Below are 23405 nucleotides of genomic sequence, written 5' to 3' on the forward strand. Positions count from 1 at the left end.
TCGCAGGAAGCTGAATTTTATGACAAAACCAGATTATGATGCCGTTGTGGTAGGTTCAGGGCCCAATGGACTGAGTGCCGCCATCGTCCTGCAGCACGCCGGTTTGTCGGTGCTGGTGCTGGAAGCAAAGCCCACTATTGGCGGAGGCACCCGTTCGGCGGAGCTGACCTTACCCGGTTTTGTGCATGATATCGGTTCGGCCATTCACCCGCTGGCGGCCGGCTCTCCCTTCTTTCAGAGCCTGCCGCTCGACCAACACGGGCTGCACTTTATTTACCCACCCACCGCAGCAGCGCACCCCTTCGACAATGGTACGGCGGCAGTTCTACGGGGCTCCGTAGCCGACACTGCCCAGGGACTGGGTGTCGACGGCCAGGCCTATCGGGATCTGTTCGACGCTACAGTCAGGCACTGGCCCACGATGGCAGCCGACATTCTGGGGCCACTCCGATTCCCGGATCACCCGGTCGACATGGGCCGTTTCGGCCTGGACGCGTTGCTGCCGGTGACTCAACTGGCGAAGCGGTTCAAAACCACCGAAGCGCGGGGACTGCTGGCTGGTATGGCGGCTCATGCCATTCAACCCCTGACCAACCTCACGACCGCTGCCGTTGCGCTGGTACTCATGACTGCGGGGCACCTGCGGGGGTGGCCGATGCCGAGGGGAGGATCGCAGGCAGTAGCCGACGCCCTCGCTTCTTATTTCAGCTCCCTGGGCGGTCAGATCGAAACCAGTCATCTTGTGGAATCTATGGCCGATATACCATCCAGCAAGGTTGTGCTGTTCGATCTAAGTCCCAAACAGCTGCTCTCGATTGTTGGTAACCGGTTTCCTGCCCTGTATCGAAAACAGCTCGCGCATTACCGATATGGCATGGGCGTCTTTAAAATCGACTGGGCGCTGGACGGGCCAATTCCGTTTACGGCAGCGGAGTGCCATGCGGCCGGCACCATTCACCTCGGCGGCACCCTTGAGCAGATCACGGCCGCTGAGCAGGCTACCGCCAACGGTCAACACCCCGACCGCCCCTATGTACTCTTAGCCCAGCAGAGCCTGTTCGACCCCAGCCGTGCCCCGGCGGGCAAGCACACCGCCTGGGCTTATTGCCACGTTCCGAATGGATCGACGGTGGACCGGACAGACGCCATCGAGCAGCAGGTAGAACGGGTTGCGCCGGGCTTCCGCGACCGGATCATTGGCCGCCATACGATGAATACGGCTCAGGTAGAAGCCTGGAACCCTAATTACATTGGTGGCGACATCAATGGCGGCATCATCGACATCGGTCAGCTTTTTACCCGACCCACCTTACGTCTTACCCCCTACCGCACCGGTGCATCCGGCATTTATATCTGCTCGTCATCTACCCCGCCCGGCGGAGGTGTACACGGTATGTGCGGGTATCATGCCGCCCTTATTGCCTTACGGGATGGTTTCGGACTGAACCCAACGATTCAACTGGCAAACGGGTAGCCCCGTCGTTCAGAGCAAAAGCCAGACAGTTTGAGCATTAGGCACCGATTCGGGTGTCGTATGCTCAAATTTTACAGAAGAGTAGCTTAATCACCAACTGAAAACCCATCCTGGTCGTTACTACGTATATGGCTAGTCAATTTCCCATTCTCCTCGTCGACGACGACATTGCAATTTCGGACATACTCACCAGAGCCGCCGAGCGGGCCTTTCCGGAAGCGCATTTCATTCACGTTTCGAGTTTCAGTCAGGCAGCGGCTTACCTTGAAGGCCTGGAGGGCAAAGGTCCCCGTCTGGTTTTGCTGGATATTGACCTGCAAACCGGCTTGAGCGGCTTTGATTTTTTGTCGCTTCTGCGGCAGCATCCCCAGGGTAAGCTGGTGCCGGTTATTGTGCTTTCGTCAAGCCAGGAAGATAGTAAAGCGAAAGAAGCTTACCAGCGCGGGGCAAATGCCTACACACCCAAACCTTTTTCGTACCTGGATTGGAAATCGTATGTTCAGCAATTGCGTGCCTACTGGTTTGGCACCGTCACCATTCCTACCTTCTGGTTCGAGAACGACACTACCGAGTAACCGGGAAAGACCGAATATTCTCCTTATAAAAAATTCTACAAACATTCGATCGCTACGCGACCTATAGGCATCTCAAGGAGCTATACAACCAAGCCCTCCGTTAGTATCATAAACGCTTGTGCCATCAGGTATATACAACTGACAGCACAAGCGTTATTTTTCAGGAAAAGGGGTTTTCCGAAAAAAGAACATGAATAATGGGTTGGAATGACAAAATCACGTCAGTGGTAAAACCATATGTAATTCTGACATTATTCCTTATTCACGGTAGAATAGCTAAAAATGAACGCCATTTACCAATTGCCTGTTGCTTCATAAGTTATTCTGCATAAACCGATAGTTATACTTGAAATTTTGGTCAGCTTGTTACAGGAATACACACTTGTATAGCTGACATTTTTATTTCTGAATAAGGTGGATGGAGGGTCTTGAACTAATTTAATTTCTATTTTTAACACACGTCTGATGAAAGAAAAATCAATTCGTTTCTTTTCTCTACAGGAGAATCTGGTTGAAAAAACCACGAAACCCAGCGCCAAAACCCGCAAACTGGAGGGTTTTATTTCATCCACCGGTAAACTGGTTTTCCCCGCAAAAACCATTGATCAATTAGAACTGGAAGCCGACTCTGTGCGCTTCCGTATTGGAACGCCGGCCGGTAAGCGAAAAATCACATCGCTTTATTTGCTTCCTACCCACGATCCAGCCGTAGAGGCCTTCCCGCTGAAAAAAGCGGCCAAGAGTTATACCATTGGACTGAGACTGATCTTACAAAACGGCGAGGTCGATTACAGCCTCACCAAATACAAGTTCACCATAGAGCCGGTCGATTTTGAGGAAGGCGTTGTTGGTTATGAACTGAAGCTGCAAGACGAGGCTCCTAAACCAGCCTACACGGGTAAACCGCGGGGACGTAAACCCAAAGCGGCCTAGGCATCCCGAATTGAATGAGTGGCTGGTCAGGCATTGCTACGCCTGACCAGCCTTTCGCCCTGTTTCAGTTCTTCTCCGCCGATAAAATATGTACCCTTATTTACTGATCGTTGTCTGCTGCCTTTTTCGAAACGGCAGAAAAAATCCATCCCCGTTTGTCGTTCAATGGCCATCAGGCTATTGATCGTTTCCACCCGGCTCAATCCAATTGACGCCCGTCGCTGGTTGACGTTTACCCACTCAGGTTCCGTTAATGTCTCATCCAGAAACCAACCTGTTTTTCGGTTCGGCCACTTTTTACCGCTACATACCAATCATCCACCAGGGCAAATTCGTAGGGCGACATCTGCCCCATCTGAACGGCATTTACTAAGCGCGGGCGGGTAAATGGGTAGAGCGTGTCGGCTAACGCGTAGCGCTGGCTGATTGAATTATGGTGACTCAGCATTACAGCGGCCCACATGCTGTTACCAATCAGTTTTTCGCCGGCAAATCCATGTGCGTCGCTAATAGCGATCCGTTTTTTCAGCTGCTTTTCGCTGTGGGGGACAAATCTTTTTTCGGCATACCGATCCTGCGCTTTGGAACCGAACGTAAATAAGGCACCAAGCGCTTTTCGTTGATCCTTTCCGAACATATGCCGGACTTTCGTACGGACATCGACATTAATTCGTTGCTGGCCAATTTTTCGAACTGAATCATATTGGCCGACAACTTCTTTCCCGTCAGCATGCCGGATAAGGTTGGCAGGCAATATGTTTTTTTGAATGCTTTTTTTAGTCCATCCCCCCACTATTGTTTTTTTTAAATAGACAATAGCTTCTTTATATCTCCCCAGATAGAAGGCCAGTTGAGTGACCACTTTGTACTCGCGCACGAATATAAAATCGTATTCTTCGAATAGCTGTTTGTACAGCACCAGCGCATCCTCGTACTGCTACCTGGCTATCAGATCGTGCGTTTTTAAACTAATCTGGTGGTAATTAAGGTAATCGTTTCGGTGGGGACCCGGCAGGGAGCCCGGCCGTTCTTTGCCGGGGACTGACTGTGACATGCACTGAACGGAGAAGAGGATAAATAGGACTACTACATAAGGTTTCATAGCAGGGCCGGAGTTGGTTGGCTTTTAGATACCAGTACAAAAAAATTCGTTGTAAGCCGGTAAGGTCTTTTAACACACGTGAAAGCCGGCCGCTCGCAACCGGGTAAGTGCACCACTACCCCTGCTTTTGGGTAGACCAGTTTTATTGGGCTATTTAACCATTTATGAAACGAATCATCTTAGTAGGCTGGCTGATGCTGGCGCACGTGCTGACTTATGCTCAGGAACAATCGGTGTGGAACGGAAAAAAATGTGCGGTAGCACTCACCTACGACGATGCGTTGCCGGTACACCTGGATCATGTCGTTCCGGTACTGGACTCGCTGGGGCTGAAAGCCACGTTCTACTTGTCGGGTTACTTTCCCGGCTTCGCCAATAACATCACCCGCTGGAAGTCGGTGGCTGCCAACGGGCACGAGTTGGCCAATCACACTCTTTTCCACCCCTGCGCGGGCGACCGTCCGGGTCGGGAATGGGTCAAGCCTGCCAATGATTTGAGTACATATACCGTTCAGCGGATGACGGATGAGATGAAAATGACCAACATCCTCCTAAAAACCCTCGATGGAAAAACCGCCCGCACGTTTGCTTACCCGTGCGGGGATACCAAAATTGGGGACGTCGATTACTACAAAACCATTGCCGGTGATTTTGTGGCGGCCCGGGGGACAAAAAGCGAGATGCACACAATTAACCGGATCGACTTCGCCGAAATCGGTTCCTATGCCATCAACGGCGAATCGGGAGAGCAACTTATCGACCTGGTGAAGAAGGCACAGGCATCGAATTCGGTCCTTGTCTTTCTCTTTCACGGCGTTGGTGGCGGACACTCGCTCAATGTAGCCCTGGCCGAACACAACAAACTCGTGCGTTACCTCAACCAGCATACGGCCGACATATGGGTGGCCCCTTTCATCGACATTGCCCAGTACGCCAAAGCTCATCAATCGAAATCGAAGTAAAGGCAAGCGATACAAACACCTGATCCTCCTGTTGCTGATCGGCGTTAGCTTTTCCGGTACTGCCCAGCGCGTGTTCATCCAGCAAGGGGACCCTTCCCGACAACGGGCGTATGCGGCCGCCCAGCTAGCCAAAGCCCTGACTGCCCGCGGGTATACCCTCACCACCGATGCCAAACAGGCCGGGTATACCATTCAACTGGCACCCATCAACCAGCAGCTGGGTGCCGAAGCGTACCGCATCGAGCGGCAGGGTAACCGGCTGACAGTTACGGGGGGCGATCCCGGCGGGTTGATCTACGGGAGCCTGTCTATTGTTGAAGAACTCCAGAACGGCACCCCCCTGCCCAAACTGACCGCCCGACAGGAAAAGCCACATTTGCCGTTGCGGGCCATCAAATTCGATCTGCCCTGGGACACCTATCGGCACAGCGCTGCCCTGGATCTGCACTATGAAACGTGCCGGGATACCCTCTACTGGCAAGCGTTTCTGGATATGATGGTTACCAATCGGTTCAACGCGCTGAGCTTATGGAACCTGCACCCGTATACGTTCATGATCAGGCCGACGAATTTCCCGAAGGCGACGCCATTCGATGACCGGCAGCTGAACGAATGGCAAACGCTGTTCCGGACTATTTTTCGGATGGCCAGAGACCGGGGAATCGACACCTACCTTGTCCCGTTCAATATCTTCACCAGCCCCGAATTTTCAAAAGCCTATAATGTTAACCCGGCGCTGAACAACCTGGACCATCACCACTTTATCGATGGCGACACATCGGCCATTGTCAGGCGATACACGCGGGAGTGCGTCACGCAGGTGCTGCAGGAATACCCCGACCTGACCGGCTTTGGGCTGACGCTGGGGGAGGCCATGGGCGGCATGAGCCCCCGGAAGCGCGAAGACTGGATGAAAGCAACCATTATTGATGGCATGCGGCTTGCCGGGCGAAAAACCAAGCTTATTCATCGTATCCCGTTTTCCAGTACAACGGGTTCGCTGGGCATTACCAGCATAGATACCGAGAAGCTAACCCGTCAGTCGATCGAAAGCGAAGGGGCGCTGGCGTTCATCGAGGGGCCCATCTGGGCCGATCTGAAATACAACTGGTCGCATGCCCACTCAACGCCTACGCTGGTCAAAGTACATGGCGGCAAGTTGTTCGATACGTATTTTAAACCGGAGCCAACCGCCTATAAAATTACCTGGACGGTACGCAACGAAGATTTCTTCTGTCTGCGGTGGGGCGTTCCCGATTTTGTCCGGGCCCATATCGCGGCTAACAATCAGGGGTATGTAGGGGGTTATTTTCTAGGCTCGGAAACGTACATTCCAGCCCGGGATTACTTTACCAAACCTGACGGCCCGGTCAGCTGGACGTATGCGTTCGAACGGCAATGGCTATTTTATAAACTCTGGGGCCGGTTACTGTACAACCCGACAACACCAGACACGGTGTTCAGGGCCGAATTTGTGCGTCGGTACGGGCCCTCGGCCGGGCCCCTGCTGGAAGCGTATGCCCTGGCCTCTTCAACGCCATTACGACTGGCTTCTGCCTTCGATTTCACCTGGGACTTTTCGTTATACAGCGAAGGGATGATGGCGTTCGACGCCAACAAAAACGTTTCCTACATCTCCGTCAACCAGCATATTACCCAGCCAACCCTGGACCCAGCCTACGTTTCGGTCAGTGACTATGTTGAGGTAACGACAGCCGGCGGCACGTTTCAGGCGGGAAAAGTCACACCGCCTATCCTGGCGAAAATGCTGGAAACCGATTGCCGGAAGGCTCTACAACTCGTGCGCCCGATTACGACATCGGCCAGTCGGTCCCTGCTTTATGAAGTCGCCGACGTGCAGGTATGGGCTAACCTGGGCCTGCATCTGGCCGAAAAGCTCAAAGGTGCCGTAGCCCTCCAGACCTACCGCCATACGGGTCGGAAAGACCAGAAACAGGCAGCTATCCAACATCTGAAAGCGGCACTGCGCTATTGGGATGCTGTTGTGGCCATTACCCGGCCTTTGTACAGGGATATGCCGCTGGTACATCTGACCGAGCAGAAAGGAAACACCTGGGCAGAAAACAACAAACTTTTGTTTCACTGGGAAAAACTGCGGCCCGCCGTAGCCGCCGATGTAGAACTGGCCGAAAAAGCAGAACCTGGTACAGGAAAGTAGCGGTCTGGGCCGGCGTGGCAAACTAAAAATAGCTGCTCTTCCAACCAAACGGCCATTGAGGGAGTCATGCAGAGGAAATCATTCAATCAATACACAATGAAGACTACCTTTTTCAGTATTGCCCTACTCCTCGTTTTAAACGCCTGTAATCAGGCAGAAACCGTTAATCCCGCATCGACCAGTGAGGTAACATTGGCCTACCAGAAAAGCGTTCGCCTAGCGGGAACGGCGCTGGATATGAAAGTAGCTCAGGTTGCCGACAGCCGGTGCCCCATCAATGCGCGGTGCATCACGGCCGGTGCCGTAACGGTTAGCTTCGAAGCCAGCAACGATGGCAAAACAGAACTCGTTACGGTCGAATTACCCGCTTATCCGGAAAAATCTACCCAGAAATCGTTTTCGGTCGCTGGACAGGCCTACCAACTGACGCTGCGTGAGGTTCTCCCCTATCCCGAAGTGGGCAAGACGATTGAGCTGAACGACTACACGGTTGAGTTTTCTGTGTCGAAGCAATAAGCCATCCATCTGTTTTATTCCAGCGTATCGGATAAGGAACCGATATGGTACGAAGCCCGGTGATGAATCCGGGCTTCGTCGTTTTATATACCCCTGTTAACCCCAGCGTTCATCCCGGCAATCAGGGGTTTTCCCGTAACCTCCCTCCTACTGCTCCGTGACTCCGGCCAGTCCTCCGGTTGAGTTCAGGAACTGCCCGTTTGCGGCTTGTCGACAGGGTCTTCATGACCTGGGCAAACCAGCAGCCGGGCAATCAGCGCACCCGCTGGCGTTGCCCTGGTAGCTGGCCCTGACCGAATAATCTGCCTATTCCATTACCTTTATATATTCAACTAAAGAAATTACCGTAACATGAAGATACTGCTAGTTGAAGATGAGGTAAAAACGGTTCAGAGTATTAAACAGGGCCTTGAGGAGCACCAGTGGGAAGTCGATGTAGCCTATGACGGGGTAATGGGATTTCAACTGGCTTCCCGCACGACCTATGCGCTGATTATATCCGACATAATCCTGCCGGGAATGAATGGCCTTGATTTCTGCCGGAAGCTGCGGGCAACGAACGTAACGACGCCTATTTTGATGCTGACGGCGCTGGGAACGACAGACGACAAAATTGTGGGGCTCGACTCCGGCGCCGACGACTATTTGGGGAAACCCTTTGAGTTTCGTGAACTTATGGCCCGGGTCAGGGCGCTGACCCGGCGGAGTAACGGCACCGCCCAAACGGCCAACCTGCTTAAAATTGCCGATCTGGAATTGGACCCGGATACGAAGAAGGTGGTACGGGCCGGGAAGGAGATTTTGCTGACCGCCAAGGAATTTCAACTGCTCGAATATTTCCTTCGGCATCAGGGACGGGTAATTTCTAAAGTGGAACTGGCCGAAAAACTGTGGGACCTGACCTTCGATACAGGCACTAACATCATTGAAGTTTACATAAACTTCCTCCGGAAAAAGATAGATAAAGATTTCGACCCCAAGTTGCTCCATACCCAGATCGGCATGGGCTATGTTGTTAAGTTAGTGTAGTAATGACGAATATACGGACCCGGCTCACCTACCAATTTGTCTTTCTGGTCACGCTAATCCTGCTCTTATTCGCGCTCGGCGTTTATTTCTTCAGCAAGCTTTACCTCGAAAAACGATTCAACAAACGCCTGCAGGACCGGGCCATTACCACAACGACGCTTCTTTTCGACCTAAAACAAACCGACAGTACCGTATTGCGGCTCATCGACGCCGATAACAAAGAACCGGTGCTCAACGAAAATATCTCTGTTTACAACGAACGGGATAAAACGGTGCTTTTTTCTACCAATCCGGCCAACACCCAGTTTCACGAACAGTTTGTTCCGCTGCTCGATTCGGCATCCCAGACATTGTTCCTATCCCGGGACGAGTACCAGATCGTAGCCATTCACCTCACCCGGGGCAAGAGCAGTAACTGGGTGATCGTTAGTGGTATTGATAAGGCGGGGGAAGAAGCGCTCAGCGACCTCAAGAAAATTCTGACGGTCATGATCCTGGCGGCCCTGCTTTTACTCGGTATTTCGGGCTGGTTTTTCGCAAACCGGGCCCTGGCCCCCATGTCGGGCATCATCCAGCAGGTCAATGCTATTTTTCCTTCGAATATGCAGGAGCGGGTGGAGCATCCGAATCGGTCGGATGAAATTGGCCTGCTGGTGGCCACCTTCAACCAGCTGCTCGACCGGATCGAGCAGGCCCTGAAGACGCAGAAGATGTTTATCGCCAACGTTTCCCACGAGTTGAAGAACCCCCTCACCAAAATAAACGCGCAGATCGATGTGGCGCTGATTCAAAAGCGTAACCCGGAGGTGTACGAACAAACCCTTCGATCATTACAGGAGGATACCCATTCGCTCATCCAGCTGACCAACGCGCTCCTGGAGCTGGCCAACACCTCGATTCAGGGCAACACCATGGCATTTGAGGAAGTCCGGGTCGACGAGCTTATCTGGGAAACAAAAACCAAGCTGCAGGCCTGGCATGAGGACTACACCGTCGAGCTCACCTTCACCGACTTTCCCGACGATGAGGAAGACCTGATTACGCCGGGGCACCGGGCATCCCTGCAGGTGCTGTTGATGAACCTGATCGATAACGCCTGCAAATTTTCGCCCTCGAAGACGGCGAAAGTCAACTTCCAGTCGCGGGGGGGCCGCATCACGATCTCCGTTTTCAATGAAGGAACTCAGATCCCGGCCGCCGATCTGCCGTTTATTTTTCAGCCTTTCTTCCGGGGCAATGCCACCGCCCAGTCGATAAACGGCCATGGTGTGGGGCTGGCCATTGCCGCCCAGATCATTCAGATTCACCAGGGTGACATCTCGGTGCGTTCGACACCCGGCGGCACCACCTTTTTGTTGACCTTACCCAGTGCCGCTCCATTTTAAGGTGAAATTAAGGTCAGCTTAAGTCGTGCTTAAGGTGGGTGTCGTTCCTTTGTCCACTACCTACAGAACTGGATCATGGATATTGACGTCACCAATGAGAAGCAAGGCGCGGTGAACATGACGATTGGGGCCTTAATGGGAATTCTGGCGCTGCTGGCGTATTTATTCATTGGCTCCCGGAATGAAAACCTGGAAGTTCAGAAACTACTGACCTCTAAAGTAGAGCAATTTGCCACCACCAAGGTCAAGCTCGATTCTATCTCCGACGTGCTGGACCGCAAAATCGTCGAAGTACGTATGCTGGGAGGCAGTGTCACCGAGCTGGAGCGGATCCGGCGGCAACTGGAGACCGACAAGAAGGTACTGAAATCCGATCTTGCCTTTTCTGTTCAGAAGTACAGCCTGAAAATCAGCGACTACAGGAACTTCCTAACGGTAAATGAAGCCGACATTCGCAAACTGAAAGCGGAAAACGGTTCATTGCTGAGCCAGGCCCGGGTGCTGGAAGAGGAAAAGCAAAGCATCCTCAGCGAGAACGAAGGGCTTAAATATGAAAAGGCGGCACTGGCCCAGACGCTCGTTAAATACTCCCTCCAAAATGCCGACCTGCAGGACAAGGTGGCGCTGGGTGCTACCGTGAAAGCCGTTAATGTGGAGGTGATGGCCGTGGCCACCAACGGAAAAGAACGCCGGGGCGGCTCCTACAAAGCGGGACGCATCGATCGGTTAAAGATAAGCTTCATCCTGCCGTCCAACCCACTGGCCCTACAAAACAGCAAAGACATCTACGTTCGTCTGCTGGATGCCAACGGCGCTGTTGTCAGCGAAAACGGAATTGGCGGGGTGGTAATGTTCGACGGGAACGAAATCGGGTACAGCACCCGGCAAACAATACCGTACGAGAACAGGGACCAGCGGGTCGACATCCTGTTCCGACGCGATGCCGCCTACAAACCAGGCACTTACACTGTGGAATTGTATGCAGAAGGCTTCAAGATTGGCGATGCCCGTTTCGACGTGAAATAGCGCCCCGCTTGCGGAGCTTCTGCCTGTTCATTATACCCATCAACTTATGGCGAATTTTCTCAACTATAAACCTTACGTCCTGGCGGGTCTTTCCATCACCTGGAAAACGATCCGGACCACCGGCAGGCTGTTTTACGATAAATACCGCCAGTTTCCTCTCCCCTACACCACGCTTAGCGTTCTGTTCTTTACCATGGCCTTTTGCTACTATCCCGTAGATGGCCACTGGCTAACCGGTTTTGTCATGATGAGTTTACCACTGGTGATCCCCTGCGGGTTAATTGCCAGTGTTTACCTGTTTTTCAAGCAACAGAAAATGATAGCTACGGCTGGTTTGATCTGGGTGTTGTTCTCCTTTGTCGTCGTTAAACGACTGGTGGGAATCAGCGGCAGCAGCCGCTCCCCCGTAGGTATGAACCAGACGGCCACACTGAAGGTATTGAGCTTTAACAGTGAAACCTTCCCCGTTAGTACTGATGCGAAGTTCGATGCTTCTTTGCTGGAAGCTGACATTGCCTGTTTTCAGGAGTATTCGCCCAACGCGCAGATTCAGAACCAGTACGAAGCCAGGATCGAAAAGCTGACCTGTTTCGATAAGGACCGGCAGGTGGGTCTGGCGTTGTTTTCCAAGTACCCGATTGTCAACCAGTACGGCCATATCTGGAATAGAGCCGAGGGCCCGAACATCAACGGGTTTGTATGTGCCGACATCGCTTACGGACCCGATACCATCCGGGTTGTCAATGTGCATCTATGGTCGATGGGCGTTCGCAGCGACCAGGCGGTGGATGCGTTACAGGCAGGCAATGTGGGCCTCTTCTTTTATGAACTCTTCGACACATTCGACCGCTTGAAAGAAGGGTTCGAAAAACGCAACGACCAGCTGAAGGAAGTAGAGTCGTATGTGGTAGGCAGCCGTTATCCGGTCATTATTTGTGGCGATTTCAACGAAACACCCCTGGGTTACTCCTACGGGAAGTTGACTCAAAACTTCAGAAATGCCTTCGAAGAAGCGGGGGTCGGGATGGGCTTTACCCTCAATCGGTATCCGTATTGTGTACGGATAGACCAGCAATTCGTAAGTAGCGACTGGCATATTGAAGCATGCCAGACCTTATCCGGCATCTCTTTTTCTGACCATTTCCCGGTTCTGGCTCAGTACGTGCTGAAAACGTCGTCAGCCACCCCGACCGAACGGCTGGCACTCCGGAAATAATCCAGCCTTAAAAAGTCAGGAGCACCCAAGTATGGCTAGCTCCATTGCTACAATCAGCCACCCGACTTTCAGTTACAGTGAACCCCAACGCAGGATCGGCTTATAGCCTGGCTCCAGCCCTGCCGCCCCTGCCCCTTAGTACTTCGCTATCAGTCGTTTATTATTTTTTCAATTGGACATTTTTGATGGGTGGCTCAGTCTGTAAGGGTTATTGCCCACACGCCAGAGCAAACCTGAATACCCTGCTTTTTCATAGTAATGAGTGAGTCAAACTGGACGTAGTACGCTCTTTATAAGTACTGTATGTTGACACGGAAAGGAAAATGGATAAAAATTTAATCGAACGTTTAAATCATTTGATTAAAAGTTTGGTTTCCTGTCTACAAGCTACCTAGTTAAGCTATCAGGCTTATAGCCCGATGAGACTAATAGCGTAGCTGACTATCTTTTCCCGTGGATATGGATACAATTTATACCCTTCCTCAACTCGGTGAATCAACCATTGAGTATCGCTTATCATTTCGTCCGTTTATTGCTTTTCTGAAAGCGCAGCAACGCACCTACCAGACAACCAGTGGGTTGTTTGAGTTATACAACTACCTGATCGATCAATTCAGCACCGCTCAGGACCAGGAAGACGGGCATGGTCAGCCGGTCGATGCGTTGGAACTGAAGAAACTTTTCCAACTGGCAACCGTGGTCGTGCTTCCGCTCGACCCGACAAAGCGTACGATTCCGTATGCGTTTGGCACATCGGTACCGCTAAAAATGTTTCACGTCTCAGACGCTTTTGAGCAGTTAGTTACGCAGACGGCTAATTTTCTGGTCGACCTGCCAAATCAAATCAGCGTTCAGCAACGGCAACGCTTCATCTATCAGCTTATCCTTGAGAAATGCTACGGTATTCGAACCAGTGAAGCTGCCGCTCCCTCCTTCCATTTTCAGCATAAACAGAAGGGACTGGTTAAGTATTACCGCCTGGACATCAATGCCTCGTTTACCGAACCCCGGCTCGACGGATCTTTACCGCCCCTGGAGTCTGCCTGGATCGACTTCGCCAGGGACGCGACTCCCTTGCCCGACGATGTGGAGCCCTTACCCGTTGACGCATTCCTGTTCGAAGGTTTTTCATTCTTTCAATTGGAAGACATAACCGAAGCAGAGACTATCCAGCAATTGCAGGATGTGTTTGCCCATCTGCATTCCGATACCGAACCCATCATCTATCACCGGTTCGAGTCGGCATTGCGGAATCTGTGCGGGCAACCCAATCTCCAGATCGGTATCGTACCGCTGCCCCAGGTAAACGGCAAATTCGTTGCCCATCCCGCCAGCAAAACCCGGAGCATTTTTTTGCGCCATGCCGAAGCTGATCCGGATTTCTTTACCGACGACAGAGCCCAGCAGATGATCACGCACCTGTTCGGCAATCCATCACCCCACATTTTCCCGGACCTACAGGGACTTTCGCCCGAAAAGCAGCAGATGCTGAACGATCAGGGATACCGCAGTTTTCTGATGTATCCTATCTCATCCGGCGGGGAGGTTTTGGGCATACTGGAAATGGGCAGCCCGCGAGCCGACACCTTTAACGAGAACGTACTCGCTAAAATCGAACAGATCATACCGCTCATTCAGGAATTACTGCGGTACCAGCTCAATCAATTCCAATCAAACCTCGAACAGCTTATACGGAAAAAATTTACGTCGTTACAACCCTCGGTGGAGTGGAAATTTTATGAAACCGCCTGGCAGTATCTGCGTCGGGGCCAGAGTGAGTCGGCGGGGAGCGACACGATTCCCGTGCGGTTCCAGCAGGTGTACCCGCTCTATGGAGCGGTCGACATCCGGAACTCATCGGTAGAACGGCATAAAGCCACCCAGCTTGATCTGGCCAATCAGCTGACCGCTGTTGAAAATCTGTTTGCCGATCCCAACTTCCCATCGAGCTCAGAAAGGCCCGAACAACTTCGGGTGGCTAGTTTCCAGTGTCAGCATAAGCTCCTGGCAGGGCCCTTACCCGAAGAGGAACAGGAGATAACCCTGTTTCTCGAACGGGAGATAAATTCATATTTCAGAATACTGGAAGCCAATCACCCCCTGTTACAGTCCACTATTCAGGCCTATTTCAGGCGGGTAGACCCGGATACGGGCTTATTCAACCAGGCCGTGAAGCGGTACGAACGGAGTATGGACTGGCTAAACGTGACCGTAAACGAATACATCGACAACGAAGAGAAAAAGCTGCAACGGATTCACCCCCACTACTTTGAACGCTACCGTACGGACGGTACAGAGTATACGATGTATGTGGGCCAGTCCATTGCGCCCCACCTGTCGTTTGAGCCAGCACTTGTTCAGCAGTTGTGTCAGTGGCAATTGACCTCCATGGTGCAGATGGCCCAGCTAACCCACCAGCTGTTGCCCAGCCTGCCCCTGCCCCTACAGACAACGCAGCTCATTCTGGCCCATAATCACCCCGTCGACATTAGCTTCCGCCACGATGAGCGTCGGCTGGACGTCGAGGGTTCGTATAGTATTCGGTATGAGGTGCTGAAAAAACGGATCGATAAAGCGGTCGTCGACGGCCGTCAGGAACGACTGACCCAGCCAGATACCATTGCGCTGGTATATAGCCACACGTCTGAACTGGCGGTGTATCTTCCTTATATTGCCCAGCTCCAGGCCGATGGTCAACTTGCTGACCGGCTGGATTATCTGAATCTGGAACCCATGCAGGGTATCGTTCACCTCAAGGCACTACGGTTGCATATCCTCTATCCTGAACCTGCCCACGCATGAAAATAGCCCTGACTACCAGTTATTGGCTGGTATGGCTGGTAAGCAGTTTAGGCGGGATGCGCGCCGTGTCGGCCCAGTCGGTACCGGCTGACTCGATCAGGCACCGGCTTATTTTGATTGGCGATGCCGGGCGGCTGCGTCAGGGCAAAAATCCGGTTGTCGATGCGGTCCGTATGCGCTATGATTTCAGCAATTCACGGACAACATTGCTCTATCTGGGCGATAACGTATATCCCCATGGTTTGTCGGACGAAACCAGCCCCGATTACGATTCGCTGGCCGCTATCCTCAATTATCAGGTCCCGCCTGGATTGGCCCGGCCTGGATTGGTCCGGCCGGACCAATCCAGGCCGGGTGGAAACTCGCAGCCGTCGCAGGTACTGTTCATTCCCGGAAATCACGATTGGGACAAGGGCGGACCCGATGGCTGGGCGCGCATAAAGCAACAGGGTCGATGGCTCGACAGCCTGAAGGTGCCTTCCATTCGGCTGCTACCCGCCGGCGGTTGCCCCGGTCCGGAGGAGATTCACCTGAGCGACAAGCTGGTACTGGTTATCATTGACACCCAATGGTGGCTGCATCCGTATGAGAAACCCGGCCGGTCGACCGCTGCCGGAAGCAATTCGGACTGCGCCTGTCAAACCGAAGACGAACTGATCACCCGGCTGACCGACATTGCGTATCGTAACAAAGGAAAGGGCATTGTTCTGGCTACCCACCACCCCTTCCGCAGCTACGGCATCCATGGTGGTTATTATACACTGAAACAGCATATTTTCCCGTTGACGGAGTTTTCGTCAAAGCTGTATGTGCCCCTGCCGGTCATTGGCTCACTCTATCCGCTGATCCGGGGGGTGTTCGGCAACATTCAGGATCTACCAAACCCGACCTACAAACACATGGTCAAGGTTATGGAAGCCGCCGTGGCGTTAGCGCCCAACGTGGTATTCGTATCGGGTCATGACCACGCGCTGCAACATATCGTGGATGGCCCGCGCAACTACATCGTTAGTGGGTCGGGGATAAACCGGGAGCGGGTGAAAAACGGAAAACTGGCCCGGTTTGTAAGTGGAGAGTGGGGTTATGTCGTGCTGGACGAGATGCGGGATGGCACAGTCAAGGCTACGTATTTTACCGTTGATGAACGGGCTGAACCCACCGAAGTGTACACGACTCCGCTATTTACCCTACCCCCTGCCGACGATCGGAAACAGAGCCGTAGCGGGCCGCCCGCCTGGCCCGATCACGTCCGTATACCCATTGCGTCGGGCTATGATAGCGTGGGGCGGGTGCAGCGGGTACTGCTGGGTACTAACTACCGCACCGAATGGGCTACGCCGGTTACGCTGCCCGTCTTCGACCTGACCCGCACCCAGGGCGGGTTCACCATTCTCCAGCGGGGCGGAGGGCAACAAACGAAATCGTTGCGACTCGCCGACACCAGCGGTCGGGAGTGGGTGTTACGAAGTGTACAAAAAGATCCGGCCAACGCCCTCCCGGAAGCCCTGCGCGAAACCATCGCCAAAGATGTGTTGCAGGATCAAATCTCGGCGGGTTATCCCTTTGCCCCCCTGGCGGTGCCCGTACTGGCAGCTGCCCTGGGCATACCACACGCCAACCCCCGGCTCGTATTTGTTCCCAACGATCCGGCCCTGGGCATCTACCAGGCCGATTTCGGAAATACCGTCTGCCTGTTCGAGGAGCGTAGTCCGGGCGAGGGCAAGTCGATCAGCACCGACAAAGTCATCGACGCGCTGGAAAAAGATAACGACAACCGTATTGACCAGCGGGCTTTTCTGCGCGCTCGTATGCTCGACCTGTTGATCGGCGACTGGGACCGGCACGAAGATCAGTGGCGGTGGGGAAACCGTAAAACGGCAACGGGTAAAGAGTTTTATGCCATACCCCGCGATCGTGATCAGGTATTTTTTCGGACCAATGGCCTCTTACCCGCCATTGCCTCCTTACCCTGGCTGCAACCTAAATTTCAGGGGTTTACCAATAAACTCGCCAACGTCAATGGCTTTATGTTCAATGGCCGCTACGTGGATCGGCTGTTCCTGAACGGCCTGACTGTACAGGACTGGATGGCCGAAATCACCGCCCTGCGCGATTCCGTGACCGATGATGTGCTGGAACAGGCTATTCGTCAACTGCCGGACACCCTGCGGCCGCAATCCGGGAAAAAGCTGCTTCAAACGCTTAAAATCCGTCGGGGCTGGCTGCTGGATAAGGGGCTGGAATACTACCGGTTCATCAGCCGATCGGTTGACATACCCGGCTCTGACAAGACCGAACTATTCCGAATCGAGCACCTCGACGATGATCATCTGGCCATATCGGTTTTCAAGGTAGCTAAAAATGGGTCGGTGGCGCAGCGGCTGTACAGACGTGTGTTCGATGCATCGGTGACCCACGAAGTTCGGCTGTACGGGCAGAAAGGCGACGACCGGTTTGAGGTCAGTGGCCGCAGCAGCGCCATCACCGTTCGGCTCATTGGTGGCAAAGGGGCCGATGTGTTCAGCGTAGACGGTAGCCCCCGAAAACCGATTATCTACGATCTGAGCACAGAAGCCAACATATTACCCGGCCCGCACCAGGCGCAGCTGCGTCTGTCGGCCGACAAGGCCGTGAACCAGTATGACCCCCACGCCTTCAGGTACAACCGGGTAGCGCCCCTGGCCACCGCCGGGTACAATCTGGATGACGGCATCCTGCTCGGAGCCGGCGTACAGTGGACGAAACAGGGATTTCGAAAGCAGCCCTATGCCGCCATGAACCGCCTGCTCATCAGTCGGGCACTGGCTACCGAAGCGATGTCGATCAAATACGATGGTATTTTCACCGACCTGATTGGCAAGAATGATCTATGGATCAACGCCCTGTCCAAAGCGCCCGATAACGTAACCAACTTCTTCGGGGCCGGCAACGAGAGCGTTTACGACCGCAATCGACGGATTCGTTATTACCGCACCCGTTACAACCTGATAACCCTGTCGACGATGCTGAAGCGGTCGCTGGGTGCCCATATGGAAGGGTCGATCGGGCCGGTTTTTCAGCACTTTGTCCTGCACGAGGAAGAAAATAACGGTCGATTCATCAACGACTACCTGCGCCAACTTGACAACCCGGCCGACTTTAAACAACGGGAAAACTATGGAGGACTGCAGGCCGGACTTGTAATCGACAATAGAAATCGCCCGGTGCAACCCTCGCGGGGTTTTTACTGGAACACGACGCTGCTGGGGCTTCAGGGCTTCAGTGAGCAAAGCAACCAGTTTACCCAGCTACGATCGGAACTGGCTATCTACACCAGTTTCAGTCAGGCCGCCCGCTTCGTGCTGGTCAACCGCCTTGGTGGCGGGATAACCTACGGCAATCCAGCCTTCTATCAACTCCTGTACCTGGGTGGGCAGGATAACCTCCGTGGCTTTCGCACCTACCGGTTTGCCGGTAATCACCTGATCTATTACAACCTGGAAGCGCGAATTAAACTGTTTGATTTTCAGTCGTTCCTGTTTCCGGGCAGTGTCGGGCTACTGGCTTTTAACGATTTGGGGCGGGTATGGCTACGGGGCGAAAACTCCCGAACGTGGCACGATGGGTATGGCGCAGGCCTGTATGTAACTCCTGCCAGCCTGCTCGTCCTGACAGCCACAGCCGGATTTTCGACCGAAGGCGTATTGCCGTATGTATCGCTGGGTTTTCGATTTTGACTTACTTACATCCTTTATGACTACCTCCCTTTTACACCAGGTCGAAGCCCACGTTCGCCACTATTTCGACCAACATGCCCGGCCTGACCTACACTTTCATAACCTAACTCATACGGAAGAGGTAGTGCGGGCTACAGATCAGTTTGCCCGGCATTATCAACTCTCCGAAACCGACTATCTGGCGGTTATGGCCGCAGCCTGGTTTCATGATACCGGGTATCTGGTGGGGTCGCCCGAGGAGCACGAAAAACGCAGTGCCGACCTGGCCGCGACCTTTCTGAAATCGCTCGATCAACCGGCAGCGCTGGTCAAACAGGTGAAACATTGCATCCGCGCAACCCGAATGCCGCAATCGCCTACTAATCTGCTTGAAGAAATTCTGTGTGATGCCGACCTGTTCCATTTGGGCAGCACGGACTACAACAGTAAACAGAAACAGTTACGCAGCGAACAGGAAACGTTGACGGGCACCCACATTTCGGGGCGCGACTGGCGGCAGCAGAACATCGATCTGCTTAAATCCCACCCGTATTACACTGACTTTGCGCAAACACTTCTCAGCCAGGGACAGGCCAACAACCTCAATCGGCTGCTGGAGAAAAGGGCGGAGAAAGAAGCCGTGGCCAGTCCTGATGCAGAAGCCTCCTATAAAACCGTTGAACCGGCAGCGGCTCCGGAGTTCGCGGCTGGCGACGGACGAAAAGGAAAAGACACTAAAACGGAGCGGGGCGTTGAAACCATGTTCCGGACAACTTCTACCAATCACCTGCGGCTCAGCGAAATTGCCGACAGTAAGGCCAACATCATGATTTCGGTGAATTCGATCATGGTGTCGGTACTCGTGTCGATCCTACCGCGACGCATTGAGGAGAACCCCGCGTTGATGCTGCCAACCGCCCTGTTCCTGACCACGTCGATGCTGACCATCATCTTCGCCATCCTGGCCACGCGGCCCAACATAACCCAGGGGACATTCAGCCACGAAGACATCCAGCAGAAGAAAGGAAATCTGCTGTTCTTTGGCAATTTTCACCAAATGAGCCTGGGCGAATTTGAGTGGGGCATTCAGGAGCTTATGAAAGATAACAGCTATCTGTATGGCAGCATGACGCGCGACATTTATTATCTCGGGTTGGTCCTGGCCAAGAAATACAAGCTACTGCGCATAACCTACAATGTGTTCATGTTTGGCTTTGTTACGTCGGTGCTGGCGTTTCTGGTCGTGTTCGTGACCTCCGAAAAATAGCTTTAATCCGGGCGTGCAAGCGCCCTATACCAATTCGAATACACGTCTCAATGCGTTTACAGAAACACGTTAAACAAGTCTTTATGTCTGCGAACTACGTCGCCGTAGTGGCCCTGCTGATTCAGTCATCTACCGTTCTTTTCGCTCAGGATTCTACCATTACTGACAAGCCCCCGGTCGTTCGGACCAGCCTGCTGAGGGGGATTGCGCGGGACGGCCTGAACACGGGCGAGACGATACTCCTGACCTATGTCCAGCCGGTACACTGGCAGAAAAGGGACTTCCTGCGGCTCGGCGGGGCGCTGGCTATTTCGGCCTCAGCGTTGCTGGTCGAAGAAAGGTTATCGACTTATCTTCAGCAGAACCATACCAGGGGTCTGGATAAACTGGAACGGGTAGGTTATTTTCTGGGGAAGCCAACAACGAACTACCCGGTTATGATGGCGCTTTGGGCCAGTGGCGTCGTGACTAAAAACGAATGGCTCCGGGATACGGGCCTGATGGTCATTGCGTCGGTTACTACCTCGGGGCTGGTTCAAACGGCAGCCAAAGAGATCGTGGGCCGGGCTCGTCCCGGTAGCCAGCTCGGCCATCTTGCCTTCGATCCGTTTTCCAACGATGCCGGTTTCCACTCCTTCCCCTCCGGTCATACCATGCTCTCTGTAGCGACATCCTGGGTCCTGGCCAGACAGGTGAAGTCGGTGCCACTGAAAGTCGTGTTTTTTGCCCTGCCCGTCATTACAGGAGGTTCACGTGTGTACGTCGGTGCCCACTGGTTGTCCGACGTGTTGCTGGGTTCAGCCCTGGGCATTGCCTGCGCGGAGAGTGTATTGCGGCTCTATCCCGCCATAAAGGCCAACCGCGCTTACTCGGTCAGTGTAGTGCCAACGGGGACCGGAGCAAGCATCGTCGTTAAGCTCTAGCCCGGTCCGGAAAGCGGACCTGAACCAAGGGCCCGACAACTACCAAACTAACCCGATCAGGCGGGGAGAAAAGGTATCATGTGTATCGGTCGAAACCCTAAGCACACAAACCCGCTTCTATATAGAAATCGAGCGGGCTGGCCTCACCCGGCCGCTGATCCGGCCAGAAATGGACCTGTATTCACTATACTCAAACGCATCATGAACGAGAAGACAGTTAAGAAAATGGCCCGGCTCATGCTGGGCGGCACCCTGGTTTTTGCGGGCATTAGCCACCTTACCGTTGGCCGGAAAGACTTCCGGGCCCAGGTTCCCGACTGGGTTCCGCTACCCATCGATGATACAGTGGTGTACTCGGGTCTGGCCGAAATTGCCCTGGGTAGCAGCCTGATCCTGGCCAGCGACCGGCATGAGCAGACCGTGGGAAAGGTAGCAGCCAGTTTTTTCACGGCTGTATTCCCCGGCAACATTTCTCAGTTTGTCAACAAACGTAGTGCCTTTGGTCTGGACACCGACCGGAAACGATTCACGCGTCTGTTTTTTCAGCCAGTGCTTATCTATTGGGCGCTGGCCAGCACCAACAACACCTAGACGGGTTTTCAACCAGCAACGTGTCCCAAATGTGGTCTGCCGGAAAAGGCAGACCTTTTTTATGTTCATCCCGGCGAGTCCTACCGACGCTGCGCTGTTTGGGCCCTAACGGGCCAAAAGAGGCTGCTTAAGCCCGAATTCAAATTACCAGTTACTAAATGATAGTACCCTTCGCTAAGCTGCCGGAACCAGTCGAAGCAAGAACCGCTAGCTTTAGCAGGCACTGACTTTGTTTGATACTACCCCGGTATCCGGGTATTTACTATCTCTTCGCGCAATCCAACCCTTAACGACTCTTCGTATTCACTCATGAATAACAGCGACAAAAAGGATCAGGCTATCGTCATTGGAAGTAGTATGGCAGGCCTCATTACCGCCCGGGTTCTCTCCGGGCACTTTAACCGGGTTATCCTTATAGAGAAAGACCAGCTGGTCGATACCCCAAAACCCCGCAAAGGTGTCCCCCAGGGCTATCACCTCCACGGCTTACTCGCTCAGGGACGAACTACCCTGGAAGCCTATTACCCCGGCATTAGTGAGGAACTCGTTGCCGACGGAGCCTTGGCTGGCGATATGGGGGAAACCATGCGCTGGTATCATTTTGGCGGGTACAAAAAGAAATTTACCAGCGGACTGAATGGCCTTTTGATGAGCCGCCCTTTGCTGGAGACGCACGTACGTCGGCGTACCCTGCAGCTGCCTGCTGTTACGTTGCGGGCGGGCTGTTTGGTGCGGGGGCTGATAAGCGACGCGTCAGGCCGTTGTATTACGGGCGTTGACCTGGAGACCGGAACGCAGGATGGTCAGCGGGAACAGCTCATGGCCGACCTTATCGTTGATGCCAGCGGACGGGGTTCCGCATCCCTGCGCTGGCTAACGACCTTAGGGTATGCTAAACCCCCGGAAGAAGAAGTAAAGATCGACCTCAGCTATGCCACCCGCCTGTATCAACGAAAGCCCGCTCCGGCTAACGAGACGGAGATCATCATGATCGCCCCCCAACCACCGCACGACAGGCGGGCGGGCGCGATGTTCCCCATCGAAGACGACCGCTGGATCGTTACCTTATCAGGTTTGCTAAAAGATACGTGTCCCACCGATGAAGCCGGGTTCATCGAATTTTCAAAAAGCCTGTGCGCCCCCGACATTTTTAATATGATTGATCAGTGCGAGCCGGTATCTGATATTGTTCCCTACAAATTTGCCGCCAGCCAGCGCCGGCACTTTGAACGGCTTAGGGCCTTTCCTGCCAACTACCTGGTGGTGGGCGATGCGGTCTGTAGCTTCAATCCTATTTTCGGACAGGGTATGACTTCGGCTGTTCTGCAGGCCCAGGCCATGGATGAGTGCTTGCAAAAAGCCGACACACTGGATAACTTATGGAAACCCTATTTCAACCGCATAGCCGACGTAGTGGCCATTCCCTGGCAGGCCGCAACCGGGGAAGACTTTCGGTATCCAGGGGTTCAGGGGAAAAGACCCCCCGGTATCGGTCTGGTGAACCGGTACGTGAAAGCCGTACACCGCACGACACATCGGGACACCGTAGTTTACCGCGCTTTTTTAGACGTGATGAACCTGATACGTGGCCCTCAGTCTCTGATGAGGCCGGCCATTGTGTGGCGGGTGATCAGGGATGTCATGAAACACCAGTTATCCCCACAGCGGTAGACCAGTATCCCTGACCTCGTCGCGGAACCTGTTTCAGCCAAAAACCTGGTCGCCCACCA

General features: G+C 53.5%; 17 protein-coding genes. 16 read left to right on the plus strand and 1 reads right to left on the minus strand.

Annotated elements, in window-relative coordinates; all coding sequences use genetic code 11:
* The first annotated feature begins 19 nt into the window (after positions 1 to 19).
* The 3 genes from FH603_RS13330 to FH603_RS13340 all read left to right on the plus strand — a co-directional run bounded on the left by FH603_RS13330 (position 20) and on the right by FH603_RS13340 (position 2982).
* A complete protein-coding gene (locus FH603_RS13330; protein WP_186738016.1) occupies positions 20 to 1474 on the plus strand; it encodes a phytoene desaturase family protein in 1455 nt (484 codons plus the stop codon).
* Between the two features lie 128 nt (positions 1475 to 1602).
* Positions 1603 to 2049, plus strand: coding sequence for a response regulator (locus FH603_RS13335; protein WP_186738017.1), 447 nt, complete (start codon positions 1603 to 1605; stop codon positions 2047 to 2049).
* A gap of 465 nt (positions 2050 to 2514) precedes the next feature.
* Positions 2515 to 2982, plus strand: coding sequence for a hypothetical protein (locus tag FH603_RS13340; protein ID WP_186738018.1), 468 nt, complete (start codon positions 2515 to 2517; stop codon positions 2980 to 2982).
* A gap of 250 nt (positions 2983 to 3232) precedes the next feature.
* Here the strand turns inward: FH603_RS13340 and FH603_RS13345 are convergent, their stop codons facing one another.
* Positions 3233 to 3736, minus strand: coding sequence for a hypothetical protein (locus FH603_RS13345; RefSeq protein WP_186738019.1), 504 nt, complete (start codon positions 3734 to 3736; stop codon positions 3233 to 3235).
* 512 nt (positions 3737 to 4248) lie between these two features.
* Here FH603_RS13345 and FH603_RS13350 point away from each other — a divergent pair.
* The 13 genes from FH603_RS13350 to FH603_RS13410 all read left to right on the plus strand — a co-directional run bounded on the left by FH603_RS13350 (position 4249) and on the right by FH603_RS13410 (position 23346).
* Positions 4249 to 5046 carry a polysaccharide deacetylase family protein gene (locus tag FH603_RS13350; RefSeq protein ID WP_186738020.1) on the plus strand — a complete coding sequence of 266 codons (798 nt, stop codon included), beginning with the start codon at positions 4249 to 4251 and terminating at the stop codon, positions 5044 to 5046.
* Positions 5006 to 7225 (plus strand): glycoside hydrolase family 20 zincin-like fold domain-containing protein, encoded by a 2220-nt coding sequence (locus FH603_RS13355; protein WP_394366400.1) that lies wholly within the window; start codon positions 5006 to 5008, stop codon positions 7223 to 7225. Before FH603_RS13350 ends, FH603_RS13355 begins: the two co-directional genes overlap by 41 nt.
* Before the next feature lie 96 nt (positions 7226 to 7321).
* Positions 7322 to 7741 (plus strand): hypothetical protein, encoded by a 420-nt coding sequence (locus tag FH603_RS13360; protein WP_186738021.1) that lies wholly within the window; start codon positions 7322 to 7324, stop codon positions 7739 to 7741.
* 351 nt (positions 7742 to 8092) lie between these two features.
* Positions 8093 to 8770 carry a response regulator transcription factor gene (locus tag FH603_RS13365; protein ID WP_186738022.1) on the plus strand — a complete coding sequence of 226 codons (678 nt, stop codon included), beginning with the start codon at positions 8093 to 8095 and terminating at the stop codon, positions 8768 to 8770.
* A 2-nt stretch (positions 8771 to 8772) separates the two neighbouring features.
* The gene (locus FH603_RS13370; protein WP_186738023.1) at positions 8773 to 10155 is read left to right on the plus strand and encodes a sensor histidine kinase; all 1383 of its coding nucleotides are present in this window, start codon (positions 8773 to 8775) and stop codon (positions 10153 to 10155) included.
* Between the two features lie 75 nt (positions 10156 to 10230).
* Complete coding sequence (locus FH603_RS13375; protein WP_186738024.1) at positions 10231 to 11181, plus strand: hypothetical protein; 951 nt, start codon at positions 10231 to 10233, stop codon at positions 11179 to 11181.
* 46 nt (positions 11182 to 11227) lie between these two features.
* Entirely contained in the window at positions 11228 to 12397 is a 1170-nt protein-coding gene (locus FH603_RS13380; RefSeq protein ID WP_186738025.1) for an endonuclease/exonuclease/phosphatase family protein, read from the plus strand.
* Positions 12398 to 12856: 459 nt separating this feature from the next.
* Entirely contained in the window at positions 12857 to 15199 is a 2343-nt protein-coding gene (locus tag FH603_RS13385; RefSeq protein WP_186738026.1) for a GAF domain-containing protein, read from the plus strand.
* Positions 15196 to 18915 carry a BamA/TamA family outer membrane protein gene (locus FH603_RS13390; protein WP_186738027.1) on the plus strand — a complete coding sequence of 1240 codons (3720 nt, stop codon included), beginning with the start codon at positions 15196 to 15198 and terminating at the stop codon, positions 18913 to 18915. Before FH603_RS13385 ends, FH603_RS13390 begins: the two co-directional genes overlap by 4 nt.
* Positions 18916 to 18931: 16 nt before the next feature.
* Positions 18932 to 20161 (plus strand): Pycsar system effector family protein, encoded by a 1230-nt coding sequence (locus FH603_RS13395; protein ID WP_186738028.1) that lies wholly within the window; start codon positions 18932 to 18934, stop codon positions 20159 to 20161.
* A gap of 83 nt (positions 20162 to 20244) precedes the next feature.
* Positions 20245 to 21084 carry a phosphatase PAP2 family protein gene (locus FH603_RS13400; RefSeq protein ID WP_186738029.1) on the plus strand — a complete coding sequence of 280 codons (840 nt, stop codon included), beginning with the start codon at positions 20245 to 20247 and terminating at the stop codon, positions 21082 to 21084.
* A gap of 201 nt (positions 21085 to 21285) precedes the next feature.
* Positions 21286 to 21675: a DoxX family protein gene (locus FH603_RS13405; RefSeq protein ID WP_186738030.1), complete on the plus strand. Its 390-nt coding sequence runs from the start codon at positions 21286 to 21288 to the stop codon at positions 21673 to 21675.
* Positions 21676 to 21984: 309 nt separating this feature from the next.
* Positions 21985 to 23346 (plus strand): NAD(P)/FAD-dependent oxidoreductase, encoded by a 1362-nt coding sequence (locus tag FH603_RS13410; protein ID WP_186738031.1) that lies wholly within the window; start codon positions 21985 to 21987, stop codon positions 23344 to 23346.
* Positions 23347 to 23405: the final 59 nt, after the last annotated feature.

Source organism: Spirosoma utsteinense (assembly GCF_014282275.1).
Taxonomy (GTDB): Bacteria; Bacteroidota; Bacteroidia; order Cytophagales; family Spirosomataceae; genus Spirosoma; species Spirosoma utsteinense.

Excerpts from the sequence above, each read along its gene's own strand:
- FH603_RS13330 (WP_186738016.1), top strand. The coding sequence starts at position 20 with ATGACAAAACCAGATTATGATGCCGTTGTGGTAGGTTCAGGGCCCAAT.
- FH603_RS13335 (WP_186738017.1), top strand. The coding sequence starts at position 1,603 with ATGGCTAGTCAATTTCCCATTCTCCTCGTCGACGACGACATTGCAATT.
- FH603_RS13340 (WP_186738018.1), top strand. The coding sequence starts at position 2,515 with ATGAAAGAAAAATCAATTCGTTTCTTTTCTCTACAGGAGAATCTGGTT.
- FH603_RS13350 (WP_186738020.1), top strand. The coding sequence starts at position 4,249 with ATGAAACGAATCATCTTAGTAGGCTGGCTGATGCTGGCGCACGTGCTG.
- FH603_RS13360 (WP_186738021.1), top strand. The coding sequence starts at position 7,322 with ATGAAGACTACCTTTTTCAGTATTGCCCTACTCCTCGTTTTAAACGCC.
- FH603_RS13365 (WP_186738022.1), top strand. The coding sequence starts at position 8,093 with ATGAAGATACTGCTAGTTGAAGATGAGGTAAAAACGGTTCAGAGTATT.
- FH603_RS13370 (WP_186738023.1), top strand. The coding sequence starts at position 8,773 with ATGACGAATATACGGACCCGGCTCACCTACCAATTTGTCTTTCTGGTC.
- FH603_RS13375 (WP_186738024.1), top strand. The coding sequence starts at position 10,231 with ATGGATATTGACGTCACCAATGAGAAGCAAGGCGCGGTGAACATGACG.
- FH603_RS13380 (WP_186738025.1), top strand. The coding sequence starts at position 11,228 with ATGGCGAATTTTCTCAACTATAAACCTTACGTCCTGGCGGGTCTTTCC.
- FH603_RS13385 (WP_186738026.1), top strand. The coding sequence starts at position 12,857 with ATGGATACAATTTATACCCTTCCTCAACTCGGTGAATCAACCATTGAG.
- FH603_RS13390 (WP_186738027.1), top strand. The coding sequence starts at position 15,196 with ATGAAAATAGCCCTGACTACCAGTTATTGGCTGGTATGGCTGGTAAGC.
- FH603_RS13395 (WP_186738028.1), top strand. The coding sequence starts at position 18,932 with ATGACTACCTCCCTTTTACACCAGGTCGAAGCCCACGTTCGCCACTAT.
- FH603_RS13400 (WP_186738029.1), top strand. The coding sequence starts at position 20,245 with ATGTCTGCGAACTACGTCGCCGTAGTGGCCCTGCTGATTCAGTCATCT.
- FH603_RS13405 (WP_186738030.1), top strand. The coding sequence starts at position 21,286 with ATGAACGAGAAGACAGTTAAGAAAATGGCCCGGCTCATGCTGGGCGGC.
- FH603_RS13410 (WP_186738031.1), top strand. The coding sequence starts at position 21,985 with ATGAATAACAGCGACAAAAAGGATCAGGCTATCGTCATTGGAAGTAGT.